Source organism: Agromyces archimandritae (assembly GCF_018024495.1).
GTDB lineage: Bacteria > Actinomycetota > Actinomycetes > Actinomycetales > Microbacteriaceae > Agromyces > Agromyces archimandritae.
In genome coordinates this window covers 1,792,296-1,814,181 of the sequence record NZ_CP071696.1, presented here as the reverse complement: position 1 = coordinate 1,814,181, position 21,886 = coordinate 1,792,296, and the positions used below count along the sequence as shown (strand labels likewise).

The following is a 21,886-nucleotide window of genomic DNA, read 5'->3' as shown; positions in this document are numbered from 1 at the left end:
AAAATCGACCCCATGACGGACGATGGGCGGCGACGGCGCGGCGACGCATCCCGCCGCAACGTGCTCGAGCACGCCGCCGACCTCGCATCCATCGCCGGCCTCGACGGCCTCTCCATCGGCCGCCTCGCGACCGCCGCCCGCGTCAGCAAGAGCGGCGTCGCCACCCTCTTCGGCAGCAAAGAGCAGCTCCAGCTCGCCACGGTCGCCGCCGCGCGCGAACGCTTCATCGACACGGTGATCACCCCCGCCAGGCGAGAGCCCCGCGGCATCCACCGCGTGCTCGCGCTGCTCGACGCCCAGCTCGCGTACTCGCAGGGCCGCGTCTTCCCGGGCGGATGCTTCTTCGCCGCCGCCATGGCCGACGTCGACGCGAAGCCCGGGCCGGTTCGGGATGCCGTGATCGCGGCCGACGCGGAGTTCGCCGGATACCTCACGGCATCCATCGGATACGCCATCGAGCTCGGCGAACTCGCCGCCGACACCGACGCCGCCCAGCTCGCCTTCGAACTCGCCGCCCTCTACGAGCACGCGAACACGCACGGTGTGCTCACCGATTCCGAGGAACCCTATGCCCGCGCCCGCCGCGCCCAGGCCGCCCGGCTTCGCGCCGCCGGTGCGCCGGTGGATGCCCTGGCGCGCTTCACCCGCTGACCCGCCGCGCGCCGGCGCGCGCTCCGTCGGCTGCCGGGCCGCACGACGGCGCGGCAGCCCCCGCGGCCCCCCGGGGCGGGCCGCGCCTCAGGCGGGCCAGGCGTCGACGAAGCGGCGGAGGAGCGCGGCGAACTGGGTGCGCTCCTCGTCCGAGAAGCCGGCGAGGGCCGTCTCGATGGATCCGCGGCGCATGCTGCGCGCCTCTTCCAGATGCGCGCGCCCCGCATCCGTCAGGACGATCGAGGTGCGGCGGGCGTCGTCGGGGTCGGCCTCGCGGCGCACGTGCCCGATCTCGACCGCGCCCTGCACGAGGCGGCTCGCGCGCGGCTGGTCGACGCCGATCGCCGCGGCGATCTCGCCGACCGACATCGGAGCATCCGACCGGGCCAGGGCGACGAGCATGCGATGGGCGGCGCCGAGCATGTCGCGCCCGCGCGGGCCGCGCATGCCGCGGTGGATGCCGGGTCCGCCCTCATGCGGGCCGCGCCCGTGCGGGCCGCCGCCGGAGGGCTGCCCGAAGGGTTGACCCGAGTGCTGGCCGGGCTGCTCGCCCTCGGCGCGCGGGCGGCGCCCCGCGCGCGGATCGCCCCAGGGGCCGCCGCGCCGGCCGTCCGCACCGCCCCACGGCCCGGGCCGCCCGAAGGGGCCGGGGTGACGCAGGCGGGCGATCGAGGTCTCGATGTCGGCGAGCGGATCTTCGGCGGGCATGATCCGATTTTACATGTATGTTGACATCTAATCGGGCGCATGTCACACTACATATACATGTCATTCGACATGCATCGGCGCGACCGGTCCGGTTCCGCCGCACCGCCCGATCCGGGCACGAGCCCACGGGCCACTCGAAAGGACCACCCCATGACTTCCCAGAACGACACTCCAAACACCCCGAACACCCCCGAGGAGCAGGGCGAGACGGCATCCGCACCCCGACGCCCCCTCGGCGCCCTGCTGAAGCGCGTCGACCGGCTCATCCGCCGCGAATTCGACGAGCTCTTCGCCGGCCGCGGCCTCACCCGCGGCGACTGGCGGCGCCTGAACCTCATCGCCGGCCTCGTCGACGACCCCGAGGCCGCCGACCGCCTCGAGCGGCGCCCCGACCGCGTCGAACGCCTCGTCGCGCGCGGCTGGGTCGCCGGCCGCCCCGGCGAGCGCCGCCTCACCGACGACGGCCGCACCGCCCTCGACGAACTGACGGGGCAGGTGAGCGGGCTCCGCGCACGCATCGCCGGCACCGTCTCCGACGAGGACTTCCGCACCACGCTGCGCACCCTCGCATCCATCGCCGACGAGCTCGGGGGTGCGGATGCCGGGTCGCGCCCCGACCGCCCGCGCCGCGGGCACCACGGGCGCGGCCGCCGCGGCCGCCGCTTCCGGGGCGGCTACGCCCCCGTGCCCGGCTTCGGGCCGGAGCCCTGGTTCGGCCCGGCCCCCGGCGCCTGCGGGCACGGCCACCAGGGCCGGGCGTTCCAGGGCCGCGAGCCCTACGCCGGCTGCGAGCACCCGCACCACCACGGGCACCCGCACCACGAGCACCCGCACGGCGCCGACCGGCGCGCCTGACCGTTCCGGGGGTCGAATCCCGCCGCATCGGGCGCCCCATCCGCATCCGGATGGCAGGAAACGACCCCCGGAACGCGTGCGCGCACCGGCATTCACGCACCACCCGGGCGCAACGCGCCACGGCATCCACACCCCGGCCGAGCACACTGCGCACCGGCATCCGCACCCCGCCGACGCGGCCCGCGCACCGGCATCCGTTCGCCCTGCGAGAACTCGGCCGACAGCCTGCTCTCGCGGCTTGACTGCCCCCCGGCCCCGTGCGAGGCTCAACTTCTCTGCATGTCGCTTCGGGGGCGCGACACCCCGCATCCGGCCTCGCGCTCACGCGCCGTCCCGGATCCGCGACCACTGCACGCTCCCTCCACGATGCCGCCGGCCCGCGACAGCTCCGAGGGCGCCTCGACCCCGTCCACCGAAGGACCTCATGCTCGGAAAACTGCTCGTCCGCTATCTGAAACCGTACGTCTGGCTGCTCGTCGGGGTGCTGGTGTTCCAGCTCGCTTCCGCGTTCGCCAGCCTCTACCTGCCGACCCTGAACGCCGACATCATCGACAAGGGCGTCTCCCAGGGCGATGTCGGCTATATCTGGGCCCGCGGCTCCCTCATGCTCGCGATCTCGCTCGGGCAGATCGCCTGCTCGATCACGGCGACGTACTTCGCCGCCCGCACCGCGATGTCGCTCGGCCGCGACATCCGCAACGACGTGTTCGAACGCGTCGCGTCGTTCTCCGAGCGCGAGGTCACGCGCTTCGGTTCCGGCTCCCTCATCACCCGCAACACGAACGACGTGCAGCAGGTGCAGATGCTCACCGTGATGGGCGCGACGATGCTCGTCATGGCGCCGGCCCTCGCGATCGGCGGCGTCGTCATGGCGTTGCTGCAGGACGTCGGGCTGAGCTGGCTGATCGCCGTCTCGGTGCCGGCGATCCTGCTGATCGCGGGCCTGGTGATCAGCCGCATGGTGCCGCTGTTCCGCAGCTTCCAGCAGAAGCTCGACAACGTCAACCGCATCATGCGCGAGCAGCTGACGGGGGTGCGCGTCGTGCGCGCCTTCGTCCGTGAGGGCATCGAAGAGGAGCGGTTCCGCGGCGCCAACACCGACATCATGGTCGTCGGCCGCAGGGTCGGTTCGCTGTTCGTGCTGCTGTTCCCGCTCGCGATGCTCGTGCTGAACGTCACGGTCGTCGGGGTGATCTGGTTCGGCGGCATCCAGGTGGATGCCGGGAACGTGCAGATCGGAACCCTGTTCGCGTTCATGCAGTACGTCGGTCAGATCCTCATGGGCGTGCTCATGGCGAGCTTCATGACGATCATGATCCCGCGCGCCGCGGTCTCGGGCGAGCGCATCGGCGAGGTCCTGGATGCCGAGAGCACGCTCGTCGCCCCCGAGCACCCGGTCACCGAGTTCCCGGAGCACGGCACGGTCTCGTTCCGCGACGTCGAGTTCTCGTACCCCGGCGCCGAGCAGCCGGTGCTCTCGGGCATCGCGTTCGAGGCGGCGCGCGGCGAGACCGTCGCGATCGTCGGCTCGACCGGGTCCGGCAAGACGACCCTCGTCTCGCTCATCCCGCGCCTGTTCGACGCCACCGGCGGCGAGGTCTTCGTCAACGGGGTGGATGTCCGCGAAGCGGATCTGCAGACGCTGTGGTCCACGATCGGACTCGTTCCGCAGCGACCGTTCCTGTTCACCGGCACGGTCGCGTCGAACCTCCGCTTCGGGCGGGAGGACGCCACCGACGAAGAGCTGTGGCACGCGCTCGAGATCGCACAGGGCCGCGACTTCGTCGAGGAGATGGACGGCAAGCTGGACGCCCGCATCGCCCAGGGCGGCACGAACGTGTCGGGCGGGCAGCGGCAGCGCCTCGCGATCGCCCGCGCCCTCGTGCACCGGCCCGAGATCCTCGTCTTCGACGACTCGTTCTCGGCGCTCGACCTGCGCACCGACGCGAACCTCAGGCAGGCGCTGTGGCGCGAGCTGCCCGAGGTGACGAAGATCGTCGTCGCCCAGCGCATCTCGACCGTCACCGACGCCGACCGCATCATCGTCCTCGACGACGGCCGCATGGACGGCATCGGCACCCACGAGCAGCTGCTGGAGACATCCGCCACATACCGGGAGATCGTCGAGAGCCAGCTCGGCGCCGGTCAGCAGGGAGTGGAGGCCCAGGCATGACGAACCAGACTCCGCTCACGGCGGAAGAACAGGAAGAGCTCGAGCTCGCCGAGAAGGCGCGTCTCGGCTCCGGCGACGTGGACGGCGGCGGGATGCCGCCCGGCAAGCCGGCGAACTTCGGCAAGAGCTTCGCCCGCCTCATCGGGCTGCTGAAACCGCACGCCTTCGCGTTCGCGTTCGTGTCGCTGCTCGGCGCGATCGGCGTCGTGCTGACCGTGGCCGCCCCGAAGGTGCTCGGCGAGGCGACGAACCTCATCTTCGAGGGCGTCGTCTCGAAGCAGATGCCCCCGGGGGCCACGAAGGAGCAGGTCGTCGAGGGCCTCCGCGCCGGCGGCCAGGACCAGGTCGCCGACATGGTCTCGGCGATGGACAGCCTCGTGCCCGGGCAGGGCGTCGACTTCGTGGCGCTCAGCCGGGTGCTCATCATCGTGCTCGCGCTCTACATGCTCGGCTCGATCCTGACCTGGCTGCAGGGGTACGTCATCAACGTGATCATGGTCCGCACCATGTGGACCCTGCGCGAATCGGTCGAACGCAAGATCAACCGGCTGCCGCTCTCCTACTTCGACAAGGTGCAGCGCGGCGAACTGATCTCGCGCGTCACGAACGACATCGACAACATCACACAGACCATGCAGCAGTCGCTGTCGACGGTCGTCACCTCGGTGCTCACCGTCATCGGCGTGCTCATCATGATGTTCTCGATCTCGTGGCAGCTCGCGCTCGTCTCGCTCGTCTCGCTGCCGCTCATGGGCGTCATCTTCGGCGTCATCGGCCCGAAGTCGCAGAAGGCCTTCGGCATCCAGTGGCGCAAGGTCGGCCGGCTGAACGCCCGCGTCGAGGAGTCGTTCTCGGGCCACGCGCTCGTGAAGGTCTTCGGCCGCGAGGAGTCGAGCCGCGAGGCGTTCAAGAAGGAGAACCAAGAACTCTTCGAGGCCTCCTTCAAGGCGCAGTTCCTGTCGGGCATGATCATGCCGGGCATGATGTTCATCGGCAATCTGACCTATGTCGGCATCGCCGTGCTCGGCGGCCTCATGGTCGTCACCGGTCAGCTGCGCCTCGGCGACGTGCAGGCGTTCATCCAGTACTCGCAGCAGTTCACCCAGCCCCTCTCGGAACTCGGCGGCATGGCCGCGGTCGTGCAGTCCGGCACGGCCTCGGCCGAGCGCGTCTTCGAACTGCTCGACCAGGACGAGGAGTCGGCCGACCCCGAAGACGCCCCCGAGCCGGCCGCCGGAAACGGCACGATCGAGTTCGAGAACGTCTCGTTCGCGTACACGCCCGAGCGGCCGCTCATCAACGACCTCTCGTTCCGCGTCGAACCGGGTCAGACGGTCGCGATCGTGGGCCCGACGGGTGCCGGCAAGACGACCCTCGTGAACCTCATCATGCGGTTCTACGAACTCGACTCCGGCCGCATCCTGCTGAACGGGCAGGATATCGCCGACCTCACCCGGCGCGACGTGCGCGCGAAGACGGGCATGGTGCTGCAGGATCCGTGGCTGTTCGCGGGCACGATCCGCGACAACATCCGCTACGGCCGTGAGGACGCCACCGAGGACGAGATCCTCGAAGCGGCACGTGCGACCTACGTCGACCGATTCGTGCACTCCCTGCCCGACGGCTACGACACGGAGCTCGACGAGGATGCGTCGAACGTGTCCGCCGGCGAGAAGCAGCTCATCACGATCGCCCGCGCGTTCGTCGCCCGGCCCTCGGTGCTGATCCTCGACGAGGCGACCTCCTCGGTCGACACCCGCACCGAGCTGCTCCTGCAGCACGCGATGAACGCCCTGCGCCAGGGCCGCACCTCGTTCGTCATCGCGCACCGCCTGTCGACGATCCGGGATGCCGACCTCATCCTCGTCATGGAGCACGGCGACATCGTCGAGCAGGGCACGCACGACGAGCTCATCGCGAAGAAGGGCGCCTACTGGCGGCTCTACAACTCGCAGTTCGAGCAGGCGGCGACCGATCTCGACGCCGAGCTCGAGGCGCTCTCGGGCGCGCCGGCGGACGCCGCGGCCGAGGCCGAGCCGGATCGCACCGCCGAACTCGCCGAAGCGGGCGCCGCGGTCGGCGAATCCCAGGGCGCGGTCGGCGCGAACCTCATGGGCGCATCCGCTGCGGACGCGGCCGCCGAGGCCGACAGCGACGGCGAGGACGCCCCGAAGCAGGGCTGAGCTTCCGGGTGCGGATGCCCTGGGGCATCCGCACCCGGTCGTCGCCGCTCCGGTCGCGCCCAGGATGCGGGTCTCGAGACGCTCGCTCCTCGACCGGCGGAGGGTCGCCGGTCGAGTAGGCCGCTCCGCGGCCGTATCGAGACCCGGTGCGCCCCGGGGTGCGGGTCTCGAGACGCTCGCTGCGCTCACTCCTCGACCGGCGGAGGGTCGCCGGTCGAGTAGGCCGCTCGCGGCCGTATCGAGACCTCCGGGCGGAGCCTACGCGTCGAGGCGCGCGACGCGGAGCACCTCGAGGGCGCGGTAGCCGAGGCCCTCGTAGAGGGCGATCGCCCCGTGGTTGACGCCGAAGACGTGCAGCCCGATCGAGGCGGCGCCGTGGCGGCGCGCCTCCGACTCGGCGGCGAGCATGATCGCGCGGCCGTGCCCGCGGCGCCGGTGCCCCTCGTGAACGGCGACGTCGAACACGAAGGCGTGTCGCCCGTGCCCGCGATCCTCGAACCCGAGCCAGAGAATGCCGACGTCCTCGCCGTCTGCGCGCGCCGTGTACAGCGCATGGCCGGGGGTCCGGATGCCGTCGGGGAGTGCCTCGTCGAACTGGCGGTGCGACTCGGCATCCGCCTCGGCCCGGGTCATCCGCCCGGTCGCCACCAGGTCGTCGGCGAACTCCGCGACCGACGGTTCGACGTACGCCTCGAACTCGGCCGGCGTCATCGGGCCGAGGCGCAGGGCGCCGGCGGGCGCTTCCCGGTCCGGCAGCGGATCCCGCACCATCTGGATCGACGACGCCTCGTAGCGCGGGCTCCGGGTCAGCGCGGCAGCTGCAGCGTCCTGCACGAACACGTCGACGCTCAGCCGCGTCGCCCCGAGCTCGCGGGCGATGCGTTCGATGCCGACGGCGATGCGCGGCAGGGCTTCGTTCCCTGCGGCATCGGCGGCATCCGCACCCGACATCCGGTAGTCGACGAGCAGCGCCTGTTCCCCGGCGACCTCGAGCCAGGCCGTGCCGATCTCGCGGCCGCCGACCGTGACGGCGAACACATGCTGGTGTTCGCTCGCCGGCCCGTCGCCGAGGCGGTTCGCGACGATGCCCTCCGCCTGCTGCACGGCAACCTCTGGCGTGCGGAGCCCAGAATCGCGGCGGAGGGCCGCGAGGTGGGCGACCGTCTCAGCCTTCCACCCGTCGAATCGCTCGGGCGGCAGCGCACGGAACTCGGGTTCGGGATGCATGCCCCTACCTTCCCATCCCCGCGGCGGCCGCACCGCGCGGCGAAGTGGCGCAAACGGTCGCTCGCCCAGAGCACGAGGCACCGATTGCGTCACCTCGCGGGCGCGGCAACGACGACCTCGACAGCCGGCGCCGGGGGTGCTCGCCGGTCGAGTAGGCCGCTCGCGGCCGTATCGAGACCCGGTTGCGCCGGGGTGGGGGCGGCCCGCGACGAACGGCGGCTCAGACGGGCGCGATGGATGCCGTGAGCGCGGCGACCTCCTCGGCGCAGCCCCACGAGGTGGTCACGCCGGCGCCGCCGTGGCCGTAACAGGCGATGACGGCGCCCGGGGCATCCACACCCGAGATACCCTGCGCCGCACCCGCAGGATCAGAGCCCCACGCGGCATCCACACCCGAAGCAGCAGCCCCCGCCCCGGTGGAGACCGTGCCCGACGCACCCGAAGAGCCCGCCCGGCGCACGACCTCGAGGCGCACCTCCGTGCGGCCGGGGCGCAGTCCCACCGCGCGCGAGACGATCGGGGCGTCGGCGAGGGCCGGCACGAGGCCGCGTGCCCGTTCGAGGATCGCGGTCTCCGTCGCCGGGTCGACGGCGGTGTCCCCGGAGGCGGTCGCCGTTCCGCCGCAGACGACGTCGCCGCTGCGCGGGATGACGTAGGCGAGGCCGTCGGCGTGCTGTTCGTCGAGCGTCCATTCGTCGATGCCGGGGTTCGCGAGGCGCACCACCTGGCCGCGGATCGGCGCGAGTTCCGGGTCGCCGCCGAGCAGTCCGCCCGAGGCGAGGCCGGCCGCGATCACGGCGACATCGGCGTCGGCGAGCGCGGCATCCACCCCCGGGACGAGGCCCGGCTCGATGCGGACGCCGAGCCGCCGGCACCGCCCCTCGAGCCAGGCGAGGTAGACGGGCATCTCGATGACCGGCAGCTCGACGCGGAGACCGGCGGCGACTCCCGCGGGCAGCTCGGCGGCGTCCATCGGGCGGATGCCGGGGACCCACGCCCGCCACGCGTCGTCGAACGTGTCGGGGTCGCGCACGAGGATGCGGCCGGGAGCGATACGCACGCCGGTGCCGGGTTCGGCGGCGAGCTCGGTGAAGCGGCGGAGGGCGGCGATCGACCAGGCTTCGACGCGGTCGGCGGGGAACGCCTCGAACGGGAACCACACGGCCGCCGCCAGCAGCGACACCCGGTCGGCGGCGTCGCCGCGCACGGTGACGGTGTGGCCGGCCGCGGCGAGTTCGTGGGCGATCGACAGGCCGATGACGCCGGATCCGATGACGGTGACACGGCGTGGCATGGGGCTCCTTCGGTGCGGGCGGTGGCCGGGCCATCGTATCGGCGGCGGTGGTGTCGATCTCCCGCGTAGGAGTGCCGATCTCCCGCGGGAGGTCCGACTTCCCGGCACTCCGGCGGGAGATCGGCACTCCGAGCACGCCGCACACACCTCCGAACCCGAACCCCCTTGCACCTATACCCCCTAGGGGTATACTGATCCCCGCCGCCGTCGACCCCGACGGCTCGAGCGAAGGAGTCCCGCATGAGCCAGCCCACGACCGCCACCGCCGACTACCTCGTCGAAGGGATGACGTGCTCGCACTGCGTCGCGAGCGTGAGCGAGGAGCTCGGCGAACTCGCCGGCGTCTCCGCGGTCTCGGTCGACCTCGTCGCGGACGGCGCATCCCGCGTCACGGTGTCCGCCGACGCTGCGCCTTCCGATGACGACGTGCGGCAGGCCGTCGAGACGGCCGGGTACCGCTTCGCGGGGCGCGCATGAGTTCAGCGGGCGCCGCATCCACCGTCGAACTCGACATCACCGGCATGACGTGCGCCTCGTGCGCGATGCGCATCGAGCGCAAGCTGGGCAAGCTCGACGGCGTCGAGGCGACCGTGAACTATGCGACCGAGAAGGCCCGCGTGCTCGCTCCGGCGGGCATCGACGCGGCCGAGCTGATCCGCACCGTCGAAGCGGCCGGGTACGGCGCGAGCGTTCCGCCGCCCCCGCAGCCCGCACCCGATGCGTCGGCCGAGCCGGGCACGGACGCGAAGGCGCCCGACGGCACGCGCGCCCTGCGCACGCGGCTGCTGGTGTCGCTCGTGCTGACGGTTCCGGTTGCGGCGATGTCGATGATCCCGGTGCTGCAGTTCGATAATTGGCAGTGGGTCTCGCTGACGCTCGCCGCCCCGGTCGCGGTGTGGGGGGCGTGGCCGTTCCACCGGGCGGCGGCGATCAACGCACGGCACGGCGCCGCGACGATGGACACGCTGATCAGCCTCGGCGTGCTCGCCGCATTCGCCTGGTCGGTGTACGCCCTGCTGTTCGGCGGCGCCGGCATGCCCGGCATGCGCATGGAGTTCACGTGGTTCGCCGACCCGGCCGGCGGCACGCCGGAGATCTATCTGGAGGTCGCGGCGGCGGTCACGGTGTTCATCCTCGCCGGCCGGTACGCGGAGGCGCGCGCCCGTCGCGAGTCGTCCGCCGCGCTGCGGGCCCTGCTCGAGCTCGGCGCGAAGGATGCGGCGCTGTTCCGCGGCGGCGTCGAGACGCGCGTGCCGGTCGCCTCGCTCGTGCCCGGCGACCGGGTCGTGGTGCGGCCGGGCGAGAAGATCCCGTCCGACGGGCTCGTCGTCGAGGGCGCCTCGGCGGTGGATCGCAGCATGCTCACGGGCGAATCCGTCCCCGTCGAAACCGGCGTCGGCGACCGCGTCGCGGGCGCGACGGTGAACGCCGGCGGCCGCCTCGTGGTCGAGATCACGCGCGTCGGGGCCGACACCGAACTCGCCCGCCTGGGCCGCCTGGTCGAGGAGGCGCAGACCGGCAAGGCCCGCGTGCAGCGCCTCGCCGATCGCGTGTCGGCGGTGTTCGTGCCGGTCGTGATCGTGCTGGCGGTCGCGGCGTTCACCGGGTGGATGCTCGCCGGCGGCAGCCTCGAACAGGCGTTCACGGCGGCGGTCGCGACGCTCATCATCGCCTGCCCGTGCGCCCTGGGGCTCGCGACGCCGACGGCGCTGCTCGTCGGCACCGGGCGCGGTTCGCAGCTCGGCATCGTCATCCGCGGCCCGCAGGTGCTGGAGCAGACGCGCACGGTCGACACGATCGTGCTCGACAAGACGGGCACGGTGACGACGGGTGTCATGTCGGTCGCCGAGGTCGTGGCCGTGCCGGGGGTGGATGCCGCGCAGCTGCTCCGCGTGGCCGCCGCCGCCGAGGACGGCTCGGAGCACCCGATCGCCCGCGCGATCGTCGCAGCGGGTGCGGATGCCGCCGCGCACGCGTCCCGTCCGGGCGCGGATGCCGCCGCACACGCGTCCCGGCCGGGCACCGCCCGTATGGCGCACCCCATTTCTCCCGCGGGGGTCATATCCCGCCACGATTCTGCGAAAACCACCGCTCCGATGGCGGGATATGACCCCCGGAACGCTGCGGATTCTCCGCACGCGGGTTCCGGCGGCGAGCAGCGCCCCGCGGCATCCACCGCGGCCGCGCGCCCCGCCACCCCGACCGCCTTCACCGCCACCACCTCGACCGCGCACCCCGCCCCGACCGCGTTCACTGCCCACGCCGGCGCCGGCGTCGAAGCGGCCATCGACGGACGCACGGTGATCGCCGGCCGGCCCGCGTGGGTCGCCGAACGCGCCACCGGGCTTCCGGGGGCCATTTCCCGCCACGTTCCCGCGGAGAACACGCTCGAAGTGGCGGGATTCGACCCCCGGAACGATGAGGGTGCGGCCGCTGCCGAGCGGGCCGGGGGCGCCGAGCGAGCCGGGGGCGCCGAGCGGGCCGAGGGCGCCGAGCGCGCCGGGGCATCCGCACCCGCACTCGCCGAGCGCGGCGGGGCATCCACACCCGAGCGCGCCGGAGCATCCGCACCCGCCGAGCGCGGCGGGGCATCCACACCCGAGCGCGGCGGGGCATCCACACCCGAGCGCGCCGGAGCATCCGCACCCGCCGACCTCGCGGAGCGCATCGCGCGCGCCGAGGCGGGCGGCGGCACCGCGATCGCCGTCGCCTGGGACGGCGCGGTGCGCGGCGCGATCGTCGTCGCCGACGCCGCGAAGCCGACGAGTGCGGAGGCGATCCGCCGGTTCCGTGCGCTCGGCCTGCACCCGGTGCTGCTCACGGGCGACAACGCCGGCGCGGCCGCGCGCATCGCCGCGGAAGTCGGCATCGACGACGTGCACGCCGGCGTCACTCCGGCCGGCAAGCTCGAGGCGGTCCGCGAGCTGCAGGCCCGGGGCCGCGTCGTCGCGATGGTCGGCGACGGCGTGAACGACTCGGCCGCCCTTGCGGCGGCGGATCTCGGCATCGCGATGGGCGGCGGAACCGATGCGGCGATCGAGGCCGGCGACCTCACGATCGTCAGCGGCGACCTGCGGACGGCGGCGGACGGCATCCGCCTGGCCCGCCGCACGCTCGGCACGATCAAGGGCAACCTGTTCTGGGCGTTCGCGTACAACGTCGCGGCGATCCCGCTGGCGATGCTCGGCCTGCTGAACCCGCTCGTCGCGGGTGCGGCGATGGCGTTCTCGAGCGTGTTCGTCGTGACGAACAGCCTGCGGCTGCGCCGCTTCCGGGCGGGGTAGACCGCGCGGGCGGGGTAGACCGCGCGGGCGGGGTAGGCCGCGCGGGCGGGGTAGACCGCGCGGGCGGCATCCGCACCCGTCCGCGCGGGGCGGCGCAGGCCCGCGCCCTACCGCGTCGCGCGCACGAAGGCGTCGATGCGTTCGCGCGCCGCGCGCCCGTCCGCGGTCGGGAAGAACGGGAACACGTGCACGCCGCCGGGCGCCTCGACGAGTTCGAGCGGGTGGCCGGCCTCGCGTGCGGCGGCGGCGAGCCTGTGGGCGTCGGCGTTCAGCAGGTCGCGGGTTCCGCTGGCGATGAGGATCGGCCCGAGGCCGGTGAGCGGCGCGTGGATCGGGCTCACGCGCGGGTCGCCGAGCGGCAGGGCGCCGCGCCAGCGTTCGGCGGTCGCGTGCAACCCGGGCAGGGCGAGCCACGGGTCGCGCGGCGCGAGGCGCAGCGCCTCGGGGTCGTCGAATGCGAGGTCGAGCGCGGGCGAGATGAGCACGACGGGGGCGGCCGGCCCGCCGGCGTCGCGGAGCACGCGGGCGGCGGCGAGCGCGAGGGTGCCGCCTGCGGAGTCGCCGAGCAGGACGAGCGGGCGGGCGGCATCCACCCCGTGAATGGATGCCGCGAGCGCCGCGATCCGCCCGACGACCTCGCCGGCACGTCCCCCGTCCTGGGCGAGCGGGTAGATGGGCACGACGATCTCGGCGCCGGTGCGGGCGGCGAGTCCGGCGGCGTAGCGCCACTGGGTGGGCACGATCTCGTTCGTGAACGACCCGCCGTGCAGGTAGACGACGACGGGTGCGGATGCCGGATCGCGCCGCTCCCCCGCGACAGCGCCGCGGGTGCCGCCGCCGCGCGGCCGTAGCCGGAACACGGGCATCCCCTCCGCGTCCTCCCGGGAGACGTCGACGTCGCGTGCGATGCCCGCGGGCGGTTCGAACGGGGCGGGCGTGCGGTGCATCGCTTCCATGCGGGCGCGCGTCGCCTCCGTGCTCCGGCTGCGACGACGCCGCCCGGTCAGGCGGATCACGGGCGGCAGCAGGAACGCGGGCAGGCTGGGCATGCGGCCCATCCTGCCAGGCGTGCGGGCCGAGTGGATGCCGCGGCGCCCCGCCCCGGGCCCGCACCCCGCCCGCCGCCCCTCGCCGGTCGAGGAGGCGCGCAGCGCCGTATCGAAACCTCTCGGGGTCTCGATACGCCCCTCGTCCCTCGGGGCTACTCGACCGCCGGATGTCCGCCCTCGCCGGCCGAGGAGGCGCGCAGCGCCGTATCGAGCCCCAGCCCCACCCCGCCCCGCCGGTCGAGTAGGCGCGCAGCGCCGTATCGAGACCCCGCCCCAACACGCCCCGTTTGCAACGATCCGGCATTGACCGTCGGTCAACGAGTGCGCTCGGCATCCATTCGCGGCTATGATTCCCCGACCGGCCGTCCCCGCAGGTACCGAAGGAGCTACCCCGTGCTGCAGACCGAAACCCCGCTCGCCGTCCCGCTCGACCCGGAGGCGAACGCGAGCGATCTGCTCGCCCTCCGCGTCGCGGAAACCCCTGATCGCGTGATCTTCTCGCGCCCCTCCGGCGATGGCTGGGAGGATGTCACGGCCGCCGAGTTCGAACGCGAGGTGATCGGGCTCGCGAAGGGCTTCGCGGCCTCCGGTATCGAACCGGGCCAGCGGATCGGCTTCATGTGCCGCACGAGCTACGAATGGGCCCTCGTCGACTTCGCCGCCTGGTACGCGGGCGCCGTGCTCGTGCCCGTCTACGAGACGAGCGCCCCCGAGCAGATCCGCTGGAACCTCGAGGATTCGGGCGCGATCGCCTTCCTCGGCCAGACCGACGACATGTTCGCCCGCTTCGACTCGGTGCGCGAGCGCCTGCCGCTCGTCGCACAGCACTGGGTGATCGACCAGGGCGGGCTCGACGAGCTCGTCGCCGCCGGCGCCGGCGTGCCCGACGAGGAGATCCAGCGCCGCCGCCGGCTCGCGGTCGGCGACGACCTCGCGACCCTCATCTACACGTCGGGGTCGACGGGCAAGCCGAAGGGCTGCGTGCTCACCCACTCGAACTTCGTGGAGCTCTCGCGCAACGCGGCGACCGTCATGCCCGAACTCGTGAGCACGCCCGGCGCATCCACGCTGCTGTTCGTGACGATGGCGCACGTCTTCGCACGCTTCATCTCGGTCCTGTCGGTGCATGCGGGCGTGCGCGTCGGCCACCAGTGGGACACGACGCAGCTGCTGCCTGCGCTCGGCTCCTTCAAGCCGACGTTCCTGCTTGCGGTGCCGCGCGTGTTCGAGAAGGTGTTCAACTCGGCCGAGCAGAAGACGGTCGCCGAGGGCAAGGGCAAGATCTTCCGCAAGGCCGCCGAGGTCGCGGTCGCCCATTCGAAGGCGCTGGATGCCGGCAAGGTGCCGCTCGGCCTGAAGCTGCAGTTCGCGGTGTTCGACAAGCTCGTCTACGCGAAGCTGCGCGCCCTGCTCGGCGGCAACGCGGTGTGGGCGATCAGCGGATCGGCGCCGCTCGGCGACTTCCTCGGCCACTTCTACCGCTCGCTCGGGGTGACGATCCTCGAAGGGTACGGCCTGACCGAGACGACCGCGCCGGCGACGGTGAACGTGCCGACGAAGTACAAGATCGGCACGGTGGGGCCGGCGCTTCCGGGGGTTTCGCTGAAGATCGCCGAGAACGGCGAGGTGCTCGTGAAGGGCATCGACGTCTTCAAGGAGTACTGGAACAACCCCGAGGCGACCGCAGCCGCATTCACCGAGGACGGCTGGTTCAAGACGGGCGACCTCGGCACCCTCGATGAGGACGGCTACCTCACGATCGTCGGCCGGGTGAAGGAGATCCTCGTCACCGCCGGCGGCAAGAACGTCGCCCCCGCCGCTCTCGAAGACCCGATCCGGGCGCATCCGCTCATCGGCCAGGTCGTGGTCGTCGGCGACAAGCGCCCCTTCGTCGCCGCCCTCATCACCCTCGACAGCGAGATGCTGCCGATGTGGCTCGGCAACAACGGGCTCGACGCGAAGATGACGGTCGCCGAGGCGGCCGTGCACGAGACGGTGCGGCGGGTCGTCGGCGAGGCGATCGCCGAGGCGAACACGCTCGTGTCGCGGGCGGAGTCGGTGCGCGAGTTCACCATCCTCGACACCGAGTTCACCGAGGCCAGCGGGCACCTGACCCCGAAGCTGTCGATCAAGCGCCACGTCATCGTGCAGGACTTCTCGGTCGAGATCGACGCCCTCTACGAGCGGGCGGCGGCGAACCGGCAGTCCGCGTAGGGGCGCGCTGCGGGGTGTCGCGCTCGGCATTCTGCGCCCCTGCCCGATCCGGGGTGTGGATGCCCTGGCGCGCCCCGCAGCATCCACACCCCCGCGCTTGCGCGCCCCCGCACCCGCGCCGGTCGAGGAGGCGCGCAGCGCCGTATCGAGACCCCGCCCAGCACCCCGCCCAGCACGCACCCTCCAACCTTCCGGGGGTCAATTCCCGCCACCACGACCGTCATTTCCGCGAAAACGTGGCAGGAAATGACCCCGGGAAGCGACCGAATCCCGGCCGCGGCGACTGCCCGGTCACCGTTACCGCCCGGTCACCGCCGACCGCCACGTCACAGCCGATGCCCCGGGTCGCGGCGTAGTCTCAGCGCATGACGAAGACGATCGGCCTCGTCCTGCATCCCACGAAGTCCGTCGAGGATTCACTGGAGGTGCTCCGCGCGTTCGGCCCGCGGGCCGGGGTGCGCCTCATCGCCCGCGAACGCGACGCCGCCCGTACCGGAACCGGCATCGACGTCGTCGCCGACGACGCGTTCCGCGACGAGGTGACCTCGATCGTCGCGCTCGGCGGGGACGGCACGATGCTCGGGGCGATGCGCGACGTCGCCGACCGCCCGGTGCCGGTGCTCGGCGTCAACTACGGCAACCTCGGGTTCCTCGTCGAGGTCGAGCCGCGCGATCTGCCGGCCGCGCTCGGCCGGCTCGTCGACGGCGACGTGCAGCTCGAGCCGCACCATGCGCTCGAGCTCGGGCTCAGGGGGCGAGCGGATGCCGCGCCGCGCTCCTTCCTCGCGTTCAACGATCTCGCGATCGCCCGTCGCCCCGGCGTGAGCTCGGTGTCGGCGGACTTCAGCGTCGACGGAACCGCCTTCGGGTATTACCGCGCGGATGCGATCGTGATCGCCACGGCGGCGGGATCCACCGCATACAACCACGCCGCGGGCGGGCCGATCCTGTCGCCGGCGGTCGAGGCGATCGTCGTGACACCGGTCGCCCCGATGTCGGGCATCGACCGCGCCGTCGTGTTCGGGGCGCACGAGCATCCGCACCTCGCCATCGCCGACCGCACCGCGGACGCCGCGCTCGAGGTCGACGGGCAGGTGCTCGCCGAGCTCTCGGCCGGCGACGAGCTCGACATCCGCCTCCGCCGCGACGCCGGCATGGTCATCCGCCTCGACGCCGGCCGCCACGCCCGCAAGGGACGTATCAAGCTGAGCCTCCTCGACCTGCCCGTGCGGCAGGATCAGCTGCTGGAGCTGATCCCGTCGGACCTGCGCATCCACCGCCCGGCGAAGTAGCGACCGCGCGCCCCGGCTGCTCCCCCGCCGCGCGCCCTGCCGCGGCGCGCCGTTCGCGCCCCGCGGAACTTCTTGGGAGTCTCCGCAGAAACGCCCGCGGGAGCCTTGCGGCACGCCCCGAGGTTCGGAATCGTGGGCTGCTCGCCGACCATAGGAAGGGAGCATCATGCTCACACTCACCGAAACGGCAAGCACCGTCGTGAAGACCATCGTCGCCCAGAACGGGGGTTCCGAGCAGGGCGGCCTCCGCATCAATGCGCCCGACCAGGCGTCCACCGACTTCGCGGTCAGCGTCGTCGAGACCCCCGAGGCGCTCGATGCCGTCGTCGAGAACGACGGAGCCCGCGTGTATCTCGGCGAGAACGCCGCGATCGCGCTCGACGACAAGATCCTCGACGCGGAGATCGGGCAGGACGGCACGGTCCGCTTCGCGATCGCCACCCAGGCCTGAGCTCCGCCCGAACCGCCCGCCCCGCCGGCGGGCGGTTCGTCGCATCCGGCCGCACCTCTCTCCCGCCCCCTGCCCCGTCCCTCCTCTGTCTCTTTCTGTCTCTCTGTCTCTCTGTCTCTCTGTCTCTCTCTATCTCCCCTGCCTCCCTGCGTTCTGCGCCCCCTGCGTTCTGCGCAATGCAGGAACGCACCCGTGTCGCGGGCCCGCGTGCCGCATGACGCCGACGACACGCCGAGTGCGTTCCTGCATTGCGCAGAAGACCACGGCGGCGGATGCCGGAGCGCGGTGGATGCCGGAGCGCGGTGGATGCCGGAGCGCGGTGGATGCCGGAGCGCGGTCTCAGTCGGCAGGCGGTGCCGGGTGCGGCTCCATGGTGGGGCAGACGAGATCTCCCGGATCGTCCGGGGCGGCGGTCGGGGCGTGCGCCGGGACGTCGGGCGAGGCCGCCGAGCCCTGTTCCGGCAGCGTCCCGGTCCAGACGTCGGGCTCGACGGGCTGGAAGGTCATCGCCGGCAGTTCGTCGCCCGGCAGCATTCCGTCCGGCAGCACGCAGAGCACTTCGATATCGCTCGGGTCGAACGGCGCGATCGCGAGCGGCGGGTCGTCCGTCAGGGCGGGCTCCTGCACGGTCTCGGTGCGCTCGACCACGTCGAGGGCGTCGACGGCATCCCACAGCTCGGCGTAGCTGAAGCCGCAGGTGTCGCGAGGAATCTCGACGCGCACGGCGGTGCCGTCCTCCTGAACGAGCCAGAGCGGCGGGCGGATCTCCATCATCGCCATGCATGCCGTCGTCGGCCCGGGCGGCGGCCCGTCGGGGCGCGCCAGCTCGGCGAGCACGGTATCGAGGTCGCCCTCGAGCCGCTCCAGCACGACGGCGAACGTCGTCCGGCCCGTATCGGCTGCCTCGCCGGTCTGCTGCGAGCACCGCAGCACCGCGACGGCCTCGGCGTCGTCACCGACCCGCGTCGGGGCGGGCGCCTCTTGACCCTCGGTCGACGGCGGCTCCTCCGCGGGCGGCACGACCCCCTGCGCCAGGGCGAACTCGGCTGCGCAGTCGATGGATGCCGGATCCACCCCCGCCGGCCGCATATTCCACGGCGGCGCATCGGGCCCGCTGCCGGGCGGCACGGCGCCGGGCGGCGCAGCGCACGCGGCGAGCGCGAGCAGCGCCCCCGCGACGAGCGCCGCGCCCGCGGCGAGCGCGGCCCCCGAGCCGGCCGCCCCGGCAGGGTGGGCGCGCCCGGGCATCCATCGTCGCGACATGCTCGTATCCTCACGGCCGGCCGCACCCGGCGCAAGCGCCCCGCGCAAACTGTCACCGTTCCGAGACCGAGCCCCGGCATCCACTCGGCCCGGCCACCCCCGCACCTGCACCCGCACCTGCACCCGCACCTGCACCTGCACTCGCACGCGCACCCGCGTGCACCGCACACCCCCGGCACCGTGCACCCCCTGCGCAATGCAGGAACGCGCACGGCGTGTCGCCGTGCCCATGCGGCGCGCGGCCCCACGACACGCGCGCCCTCCTGCATTGCGCAGAAACCGCCCGGGCAGCCTCCCACCGCGGCGCGCGGCGCCCCATTTGCGCAGGGGACAGCCCCGGCAGCCACTCGCCACGGCGCGCGGCGCCGCCCCATTGCGCAGGAGAACAGCCCCGGCAGGCACCCACCGCGGTGCGCGGGGCCCTGTTGCGCAGAAACCGCCCGGGCAGCCTCCCACCGCGGCGCGCGGCGCCCCAATTGCGCAGGGGCCCGTCCCGCCCTACTCGGCCGCCGCCGGGCACTTGCCGAACTTGGCCATCTTCTCCTGCGCCTGCTCGAGCGACCACGGCAGCTCGACGAAGGGGCGCTCGCGACCCTTGGCGGCGTCGGCCTTCGCGCCGATGGATGCCATCGCGAACGCGGTCTCGCGCACGAGCGCCGACCCGGAGGTCGAGTTGTTCAGCGCGACGACGACGGTCAGTCCGCTGCCGGCGTCGGCGAAGACGGCGGTGAGAGCGCCGGGCACTTCGCCCGCGATGCCGCGCAACGGCCCGTACTGTGCGGCGCCGAGCCCGTAGTCCTGCCAGCCGGCGGCCTTGCTGCCCATCGGGATCGCGGCCCACTGCGCCTCGGCCGATTCCTCCGAGAGCAGCGCCCCCGAGGCGAAGGCCTGCGCCATGGTGTGCAGTTCGGCGAGGGTCGAGACGGCACCGGCCGCGCCGCCGCCGGTCGAACTCGAGCTCGCGCCGAGATCGAGGCGCTGGTCGCAGACGGGTTTCTTGTCCGAGAAGGCGGCCGAGTAGCCGTGCAGGGATCCGGCGCCGAGTTTCTCGGAACCGGCGGGCAGGCGCGTGTGCTCGAGTTCGAGCGGGTCGAAGACGTAGCGTTCGGCGAGGCTGTTCCACGAACTGCCGGTGGTGCGTTCGAGCGCGAGGGCGAGCAGCAGGATGCCGCCGCGCGAGTACGAGAAGGTGTGCCCGGCGGTGCCGGTGCGCTTCATCGCCAGCGCGTTCGAGATGAGCTCGAGGGTGGACCATTCGCGTTGCGGGTTGCCGAGGAACTGCGGTTTCAGCTGCCCGTAGTAGTCGGCGATGCCCGAGGTGTTCTGGCAGAGTTGCGCGGGCGTCGCGCCGTGCAGCCCGGGCATGTCGCGCAGCAGCTCGGCGACGGGCGCATCCGGGTCGATCTTGTCCTCCTCGGCGAGCCGCAGCATGATCGTGCACGTGATCGCCGCGGTCGAGGTCGCCATGCGGATGCCGGTCTTCTCCGTGACCGGGGCGCTGCCCTCCTCGAAGCTCTCGGTGCCGACGGCCGCGGTCCATTCGCCGGCCCACGGCGACCAGACGCCTGCGATGCCGCCGCTGGATCCGCTGAGGCGCACGGCCTCTTCCAGGACGCCCTGCAGTGCGGCGGCGCGATCGTCGTCGAACGATCCCGCGACCTGTTTGTAGCGATCCGTCGCCGGCGACGTGCATCCGGCCAGCGCGATGAGCGCGACGATCGCCGTTCCGACGACGAGCACGCGCCGGATTCCCCCCAGTCGTTCAGCCACGTAGCCCCCCTAGCCATGTGTCTGCCTCTGGCGAGTCTAACCAGTCAGCTCGCGTTCCGCACCAGCCATGAATCGTTCGACGTGTTCGTCGACGATGATGTCGCTGGGTCTGAGGCCCCGTGCGAGGTAGAGGCCGTTCAGGCCGGTGAGCCGTGAGAGGGCGACGTAGGTCTGCCCGGGGCTGAAGACGCGCGCCCCGAGGTCGATGATCGCGGTGTCGTAGCTCGCGCCCTGGGCCTTGTGGATCGTGACGGCCCACGCCAGGCGCAGCGGGAACTGGGTGAATTCGGCGACGATCTGCTTCTCGAGCGTTTTGCGGGCCGGATCCCACCGGTATTTGAACTGCTCCCAGGTGCTCGGTTCGACCTCGTATTCGGCGCCGTCGACGTCGACGCGCACCTCGCCATCGAGGCGGGTGACGGTGCCGATGGTGCCGTTCACCCAGCGCGGGCCGTCGCCGCCGACGCGGGTGTCGTTGCGGAGGAACATGACCTGCGCGCCGACCTTGAGTTCGAGGCGTTCGTCGGCGGGGTAGGCGCGGCCGGCATAGTCCCCGTCGATGGATGCCTGGTTGGCTAGCGCGGTGCCGGGCAGTCGTTGCAGCTGCAGCCGGTTGATGCGGGTGACGGCGTCGTTGCGGGTCGCGAGGGTGATCGCGCCCTGTTCGGGCACGGGGCGGCGGGCGCCGATGCCGTTCAGCCGCCCGCCGATCTCGGGGGTGACCTGCCCGTGCCGCACGGCGTTCAGCATGTGCTTGAACTCGTCGTCGTGCTGGCGGTGCACCTCGCCGAGCTCGAAGATCCGCAGGGTCGCCTCGTCCCAGACCTTCGCGTCGAAGAACCACATGGAGCGGTACGTGTCGGCGAAGTAGGCGCGTTCGTGGGGGTCGCGCGGCGGCACGGGGGCCAGCTGGTAGGGGTCGCCGAACAGCACGAGCTGCACCCCGCCGAAGGGTTCGGCCTTGCGTTGCCTCGCCTGGCGCAGGGCGCGGTCCATCGCATCCATGAGGTCGGCGTTGACCATGGAGACCTCGTCGACGACCAGGGTGTCTGCGGCGTTCAGGATCTTGCGGACGGCGTCGTTCTGCTCGATGTCGTGGTCGGCGATGACGCCGATCGGCAGGCGGAACAGGGAGTGGATCGTCTGCCCGCCGACGTTCAGGGCGGCCACGCCGGTGGGGGCGCAGATGACGATCTGCTTCTGCGTGTTCCAGTTCAGGTGGTTCAGCAGGGTCGACTTGCCGGTGCCGGCACGGCCGGTGACGAAGATGTTGTCGCGGGTGCCCTCGATCGCCGCGAACACCGCCTGCTGTTCGGGGGTGAGGGTGACGGTCACGGGGTGCTCCGGGCGGGGTCGGGGTCGGCGAGTGGATGCCGGTGCGAGTGTATCCGCGGGGCCTGGATGCCGGGGGCATCCATCCCCAACCCCGCTCAGGGGGTCGGCGGCGACCTCCCGGCCTTCTCGCCGGTGCC

16 protein-coding genes are annotated in these 21,886 nt (G+C 72.6%); 9 read left to right on the top strand and 7 right to left on the bottom strand.

Annotated elements, in window-relative coordinates; genetic code table 11:
* Positions 1–12: 12 nt before the first annotated feature.
* The gene (locus G127AT_RS08215; RefSeq protein WP_210895878.1) at positions 13–651 is read left to right on the top strand and encodes a TetR/AcrR family transcriptional regulator; all 639 of its coding nucleotides are present in this window, start codon (positions 13–15) and stop codon (positions 649–651) included.
* Positions 652–738: 87 nt separating this feature from the next.
* On the opposite strand, the gene G127AT_RS16085 is transcribed toward G127AT_RS08215, so the two are convergent.
* Complete coding sequence (locus G127AT_RS16085; protein WP_244857486.1) at positions 739–1,359, bottom strand: MarR family winged helix-turn-helix transcriptional regulator; 621 nt, start codon at positions 1,357–1,359, stop codon at positions 739–741.
* A gap of 150 nt (positions 1,360–1,509) precedes the next feature.
* Between G127AT_RS16085 and G127AT_RS08205 the strand changes: the two genes are divergently transcribed.
* From G127AT_RS08205 to G127AT_RS08195, 3 genes are all read left to right on the top strand, one after another.
* Positions 1,510–2,214: a MarR family winged helix-turn-helix transcriptional regulator gene (locus G127AT_RS08205; protein WP_210895876.1), complete on the top strand. Its 705-nt coding sequence runs from the start codon at positions 1,510–1,512 to the stop codon at positions 2,212–2,214.
* A 424-nt stretch (positions 2,215–2,638) separates the two neighbouring features.
* Positions 2,639–4,387 (top strand): ABC transporter ATP-binding protein, encoded by a 1,749-nt coding sequence (locus G127AT_RS08200; protein ID WP_210895874.1) that lies wholly within the window; start codon positions 2,639–2,641, stop codon positions 4,385–4,387.
* Positions 4,384–6,570 carry an ABC transporter ATP-binding protein gene (locus G127AT_RS08195; protein WP_210895873.1) on the top strand — a complete coding sequence of 729 codons (2,187 nt, stop codon included), beginning with the start codon at positions 4,384–4,386 and terminating at the stop codon, positions 6,568–6,570. Before G127AT_RS08200 ends, G127AT_RS08195 begins: the two co-directional genes overlap by 4 nt.
* Positions 6,571–6,828: 258 nt before the next feature.
* On the opposite strand, the gene G127AT_RS08190 is transcribed toward G127AT_RS08195, so the two are convergent.
* Both G127AT_RS08190 and G127AT_RS08185 read right to left on the bottom strand, forming a co-directional pair.
* On the bottom strand, positions 6,829–7,797 hold the full coding sequence (locus tag G127AT_RS08190; protein WP_210895871.1) for a GNAT family N-acetyltransferase: 969 nt from the start codon (positions 7,795–7,797) through the stop codon (positions 6,829–6,831).
* Positions 7,798–8,017: 220 nt separating this feature from the next.
* Positions 8,018–9,091 (bottom strand): FAD-dependent oxidoreductase, encoded by a 1,074-nt coding sequence (locus G127AT_RS08185; protein WP_210895869.1) that lies wholly within the window; start codon positions 9,089–9,091, stop codon positions 8,018–8,020.
* 240 nt (positions 9,092–9,331) lie between these two features.
* Here G127AT_RS08185 and G127AT_RS08180 point away from each other — a divergent pair, with 240 nt between their 5' ends.
* Together G127AT_RS08180 and G127AT_RS08175 are read left to right on the top strand one after the other, a co-directional pair.
* Positions 9,332–9,568: a heavy-metal-associated domain-containing protein gene (locus G127AT_RS08180; protein ID WP_210895867.1), complete on the top strand. Its 237-nt coding sequence runs from the start codon at positions 9,332–9,334 to the stop codon at positions 9,566–9,568.
* Positions 9,565–12,375 (top strand): heavy metal translocating P-type ATPase, encoded by a 2,811-nt coding sequence (locus G127AT_RS08175; RefSeq protein ID WP_210895865.1) that lies wholly within the window; start codon positions 9,565–9,567, stop codon positions 12,373–12,375. Before G127AT_RS08180 ends, G127AT_RS08175 begins: the two co-directional genes overlap by 4 nt.
* Before the next feature lie 107 nt (positions 12,376–12,482).
* Here the strand turns inward: G127AT_RS08175 and G127AT_RS08170 are convergent, their stop codons facing one another.
* Positions 12,483–13,424 (bottom strand): alpha/beta hydrolase fold domain-containing protein, encoded by a 942-nt coding sequence (locus G127AT_RS08170; protein WP_210895862.1) that lies wholly within the window; start codon positions 13,422–13,424, stop codon positions 12,483–12,485.
* 393 nt (positions 13,425–13,817) lie between these two features.
* On the opposite strand from G127AT_RS08170, the gene G127AT_RS08165 reads away from it, so the two are divergent.
* The 3 genes from G127AT_RS08165 (at position 13,818) to G127AT_RS08155 (ending at position 17,381) form a co-directional block, all read left to right on the top strand.
* Positions 13,818–15,638 (top strand): AMP-dependent synthetase/ligase, encoded by a 1,821-nt coding sequence (locus tag G127AT_RS08165; protein ID WP_210895860.1) that lies wholly within the window; start codon positions 13,818–13,820, stop codon positions 15,636–15,638.
* Between the two features lie 365 nt (positions 15,639–16,003).
* The gene (locus G127AT_RS08160) at positions 16,004–16,930 is read left to right on the top strand and encodes an NAD(+)/NADH kinase (RefSeq protein WP_210895858.1); all 927 of its coding nucleotides are present in this window, start codon (positions 16,004–16,006) and stop codon (positions 16,928–16,930) included.
* Positions 16,931–17,096: 166 nt separating this feature from the next.
* Entirely contained in the window at positions 17,097–17,381 is a 285-nt protein-coding gene (locus tag G127AT_RS08155; RefSeq protein WP_210895856.1) for an iron-sulfur cluster assembly accessory protein, read from the top strand.
* A gap of 339 nt (positions 17,382–17,720) precedes the next feature.
* On the opposite strand, the gene G127AT_RS08150 is transcribed toward G127AT_RS08155, so the two are convergent.
* The 3 genes from G127AT_RS08150 to G127AT_RS08140 form a co-directional block, all read right to left on the bottom strand.
* Positions 17,721–18,644 (bottom strand): hypothetical protein, encoded by a 924-nt coding sequence (locus G127AT_RS08150; RefSeq protein ID WP_210895853.1) that lies wholly within the window; start codon positions 18,642–18,644, stop codon positions 17,721–17,723.
* A 498-nt stretch (positions 18,645–19,142) separates the two neighbouring features.
* On the bottom strand, positions 19,143–20,414 hold the full coding sequence (locus G127AT_RS08145) for a serine hydrolase domain-containing protein (protein WP_210895852.1): 1,272 nt from the start codon (positions 20,412–20,414) through the stop codon (positions 19,143–19,145).
* A 36-nt stretch (positions 20,415–20,450) separates the two neighbouring features.
* Positions 20,451–21,749: an ATP-dependent DNA helicase gene (locus G127AT_RS08140; protein ID WP_210895850.1), complete on the bottom strand. Its 1,299-nt coding sequence runs from the start codon at positions 21,747–21,749 to the stop codon at positions 20,451–20,453.
* Positions 21,750–21,886 lie beyond the last annotated feature (137 nt).

Excerpts from the sequence above, each read along its gene's own strand:
- G127AT_RS08215 (WP_210895878.1), top strand. The coding sequence starts at position 13 with ATGACGGACGATGGGCGGCGACGGCGCGGCGACGCATCCCGCCGCAAC.
- G127AT_RS16085 (WP_244857486.1), bottom strand. The coding sequence starts at position 1,359 with ATGCCCGCCGAAGATCCGCTCGCCGACATCGAGACCTCGATCGCCCGC.
- G127AT_RS08205 (WP_210895876.1), top strand. The coding sequence starts at position 1,510 with ATGACTTCCCAGAACGACACTCCAAACACCCCGAACACCCCCGAGGAG.
- G127AT_RS08200 (WP_210895874.1), top strand. The coding sequence starts at position 2,639 with ATGCTCGGAAAACTGCTCGTCCGCTATCTGAAACCGTACGTCTGGCTG.
- G127AT_RS08195 (WP_210895873.1), top strand. The coding sequence starts at position 4,384 with ATGACGAACCAGACTCCGCTCACGGCGGAAGAACAGGAAGAGCTCGAG.
- G127AT_RS08190 (WP_210895871.1), bottom strand. The coding sequence starts at position 7,797 with ATGCATCCCGAACCCGAGTTCCGTGCGCTGCCGCCCGAGCGATTCGAC.
- G127AT_RS08185 (WP_210895869.1), bottom strand. The coding sequence starts at position 9,091 with ATGCCACGCCGTGTCACCGTCATCGGATCCGGCGTCATCGGCCTGTCG.
- G127AT_RS08180 (WP_210895867.1), top strand. The coding sequence starts at position 9,332 with ATGAGCCAGCCCACGACCGCCACCGCCGACTACCTCGTCGAAGGGATG.
- G127AT_RS08175 (WP_210895865.1), top strand. The coding sequence starts at position 9,565 with ATGAGTTCAGCGGGCGCCGCATCCACCGTCGAACTCGACATCACCGGC.
- G127AT_RS08170 (WP_210895862.1), bottom strand. The coding sequence starts at position 13,424 with ATGCCCAGCCTGCCCGCGTTCCTGCTGCCGCCCGTGATCCGCCTGACC.
- G127AT_RS08160 (WP_210895858.1), top strand. The coding sequence starts at position 16,004 with ATGACGAAGACGATCGGCCTCGTCCTGCATCCCACGAAGTCCGTCGAG.
- G127AT_RS08155 (WP_210895856.1), top strand. The coding sequence starts at position 17,097 with ATGCTCACACTCACCGAAACGGCAAGCACCGTCGTGAAGACCATCGTC.
- G127AT_RS08150 (WP_210895853.1), bottom strand. The coding sequence starts at position 18,644 with ATGTCGCGACGATGGATGCCCGGGCGCGCCCACCCTGCCGGGGCGGCC.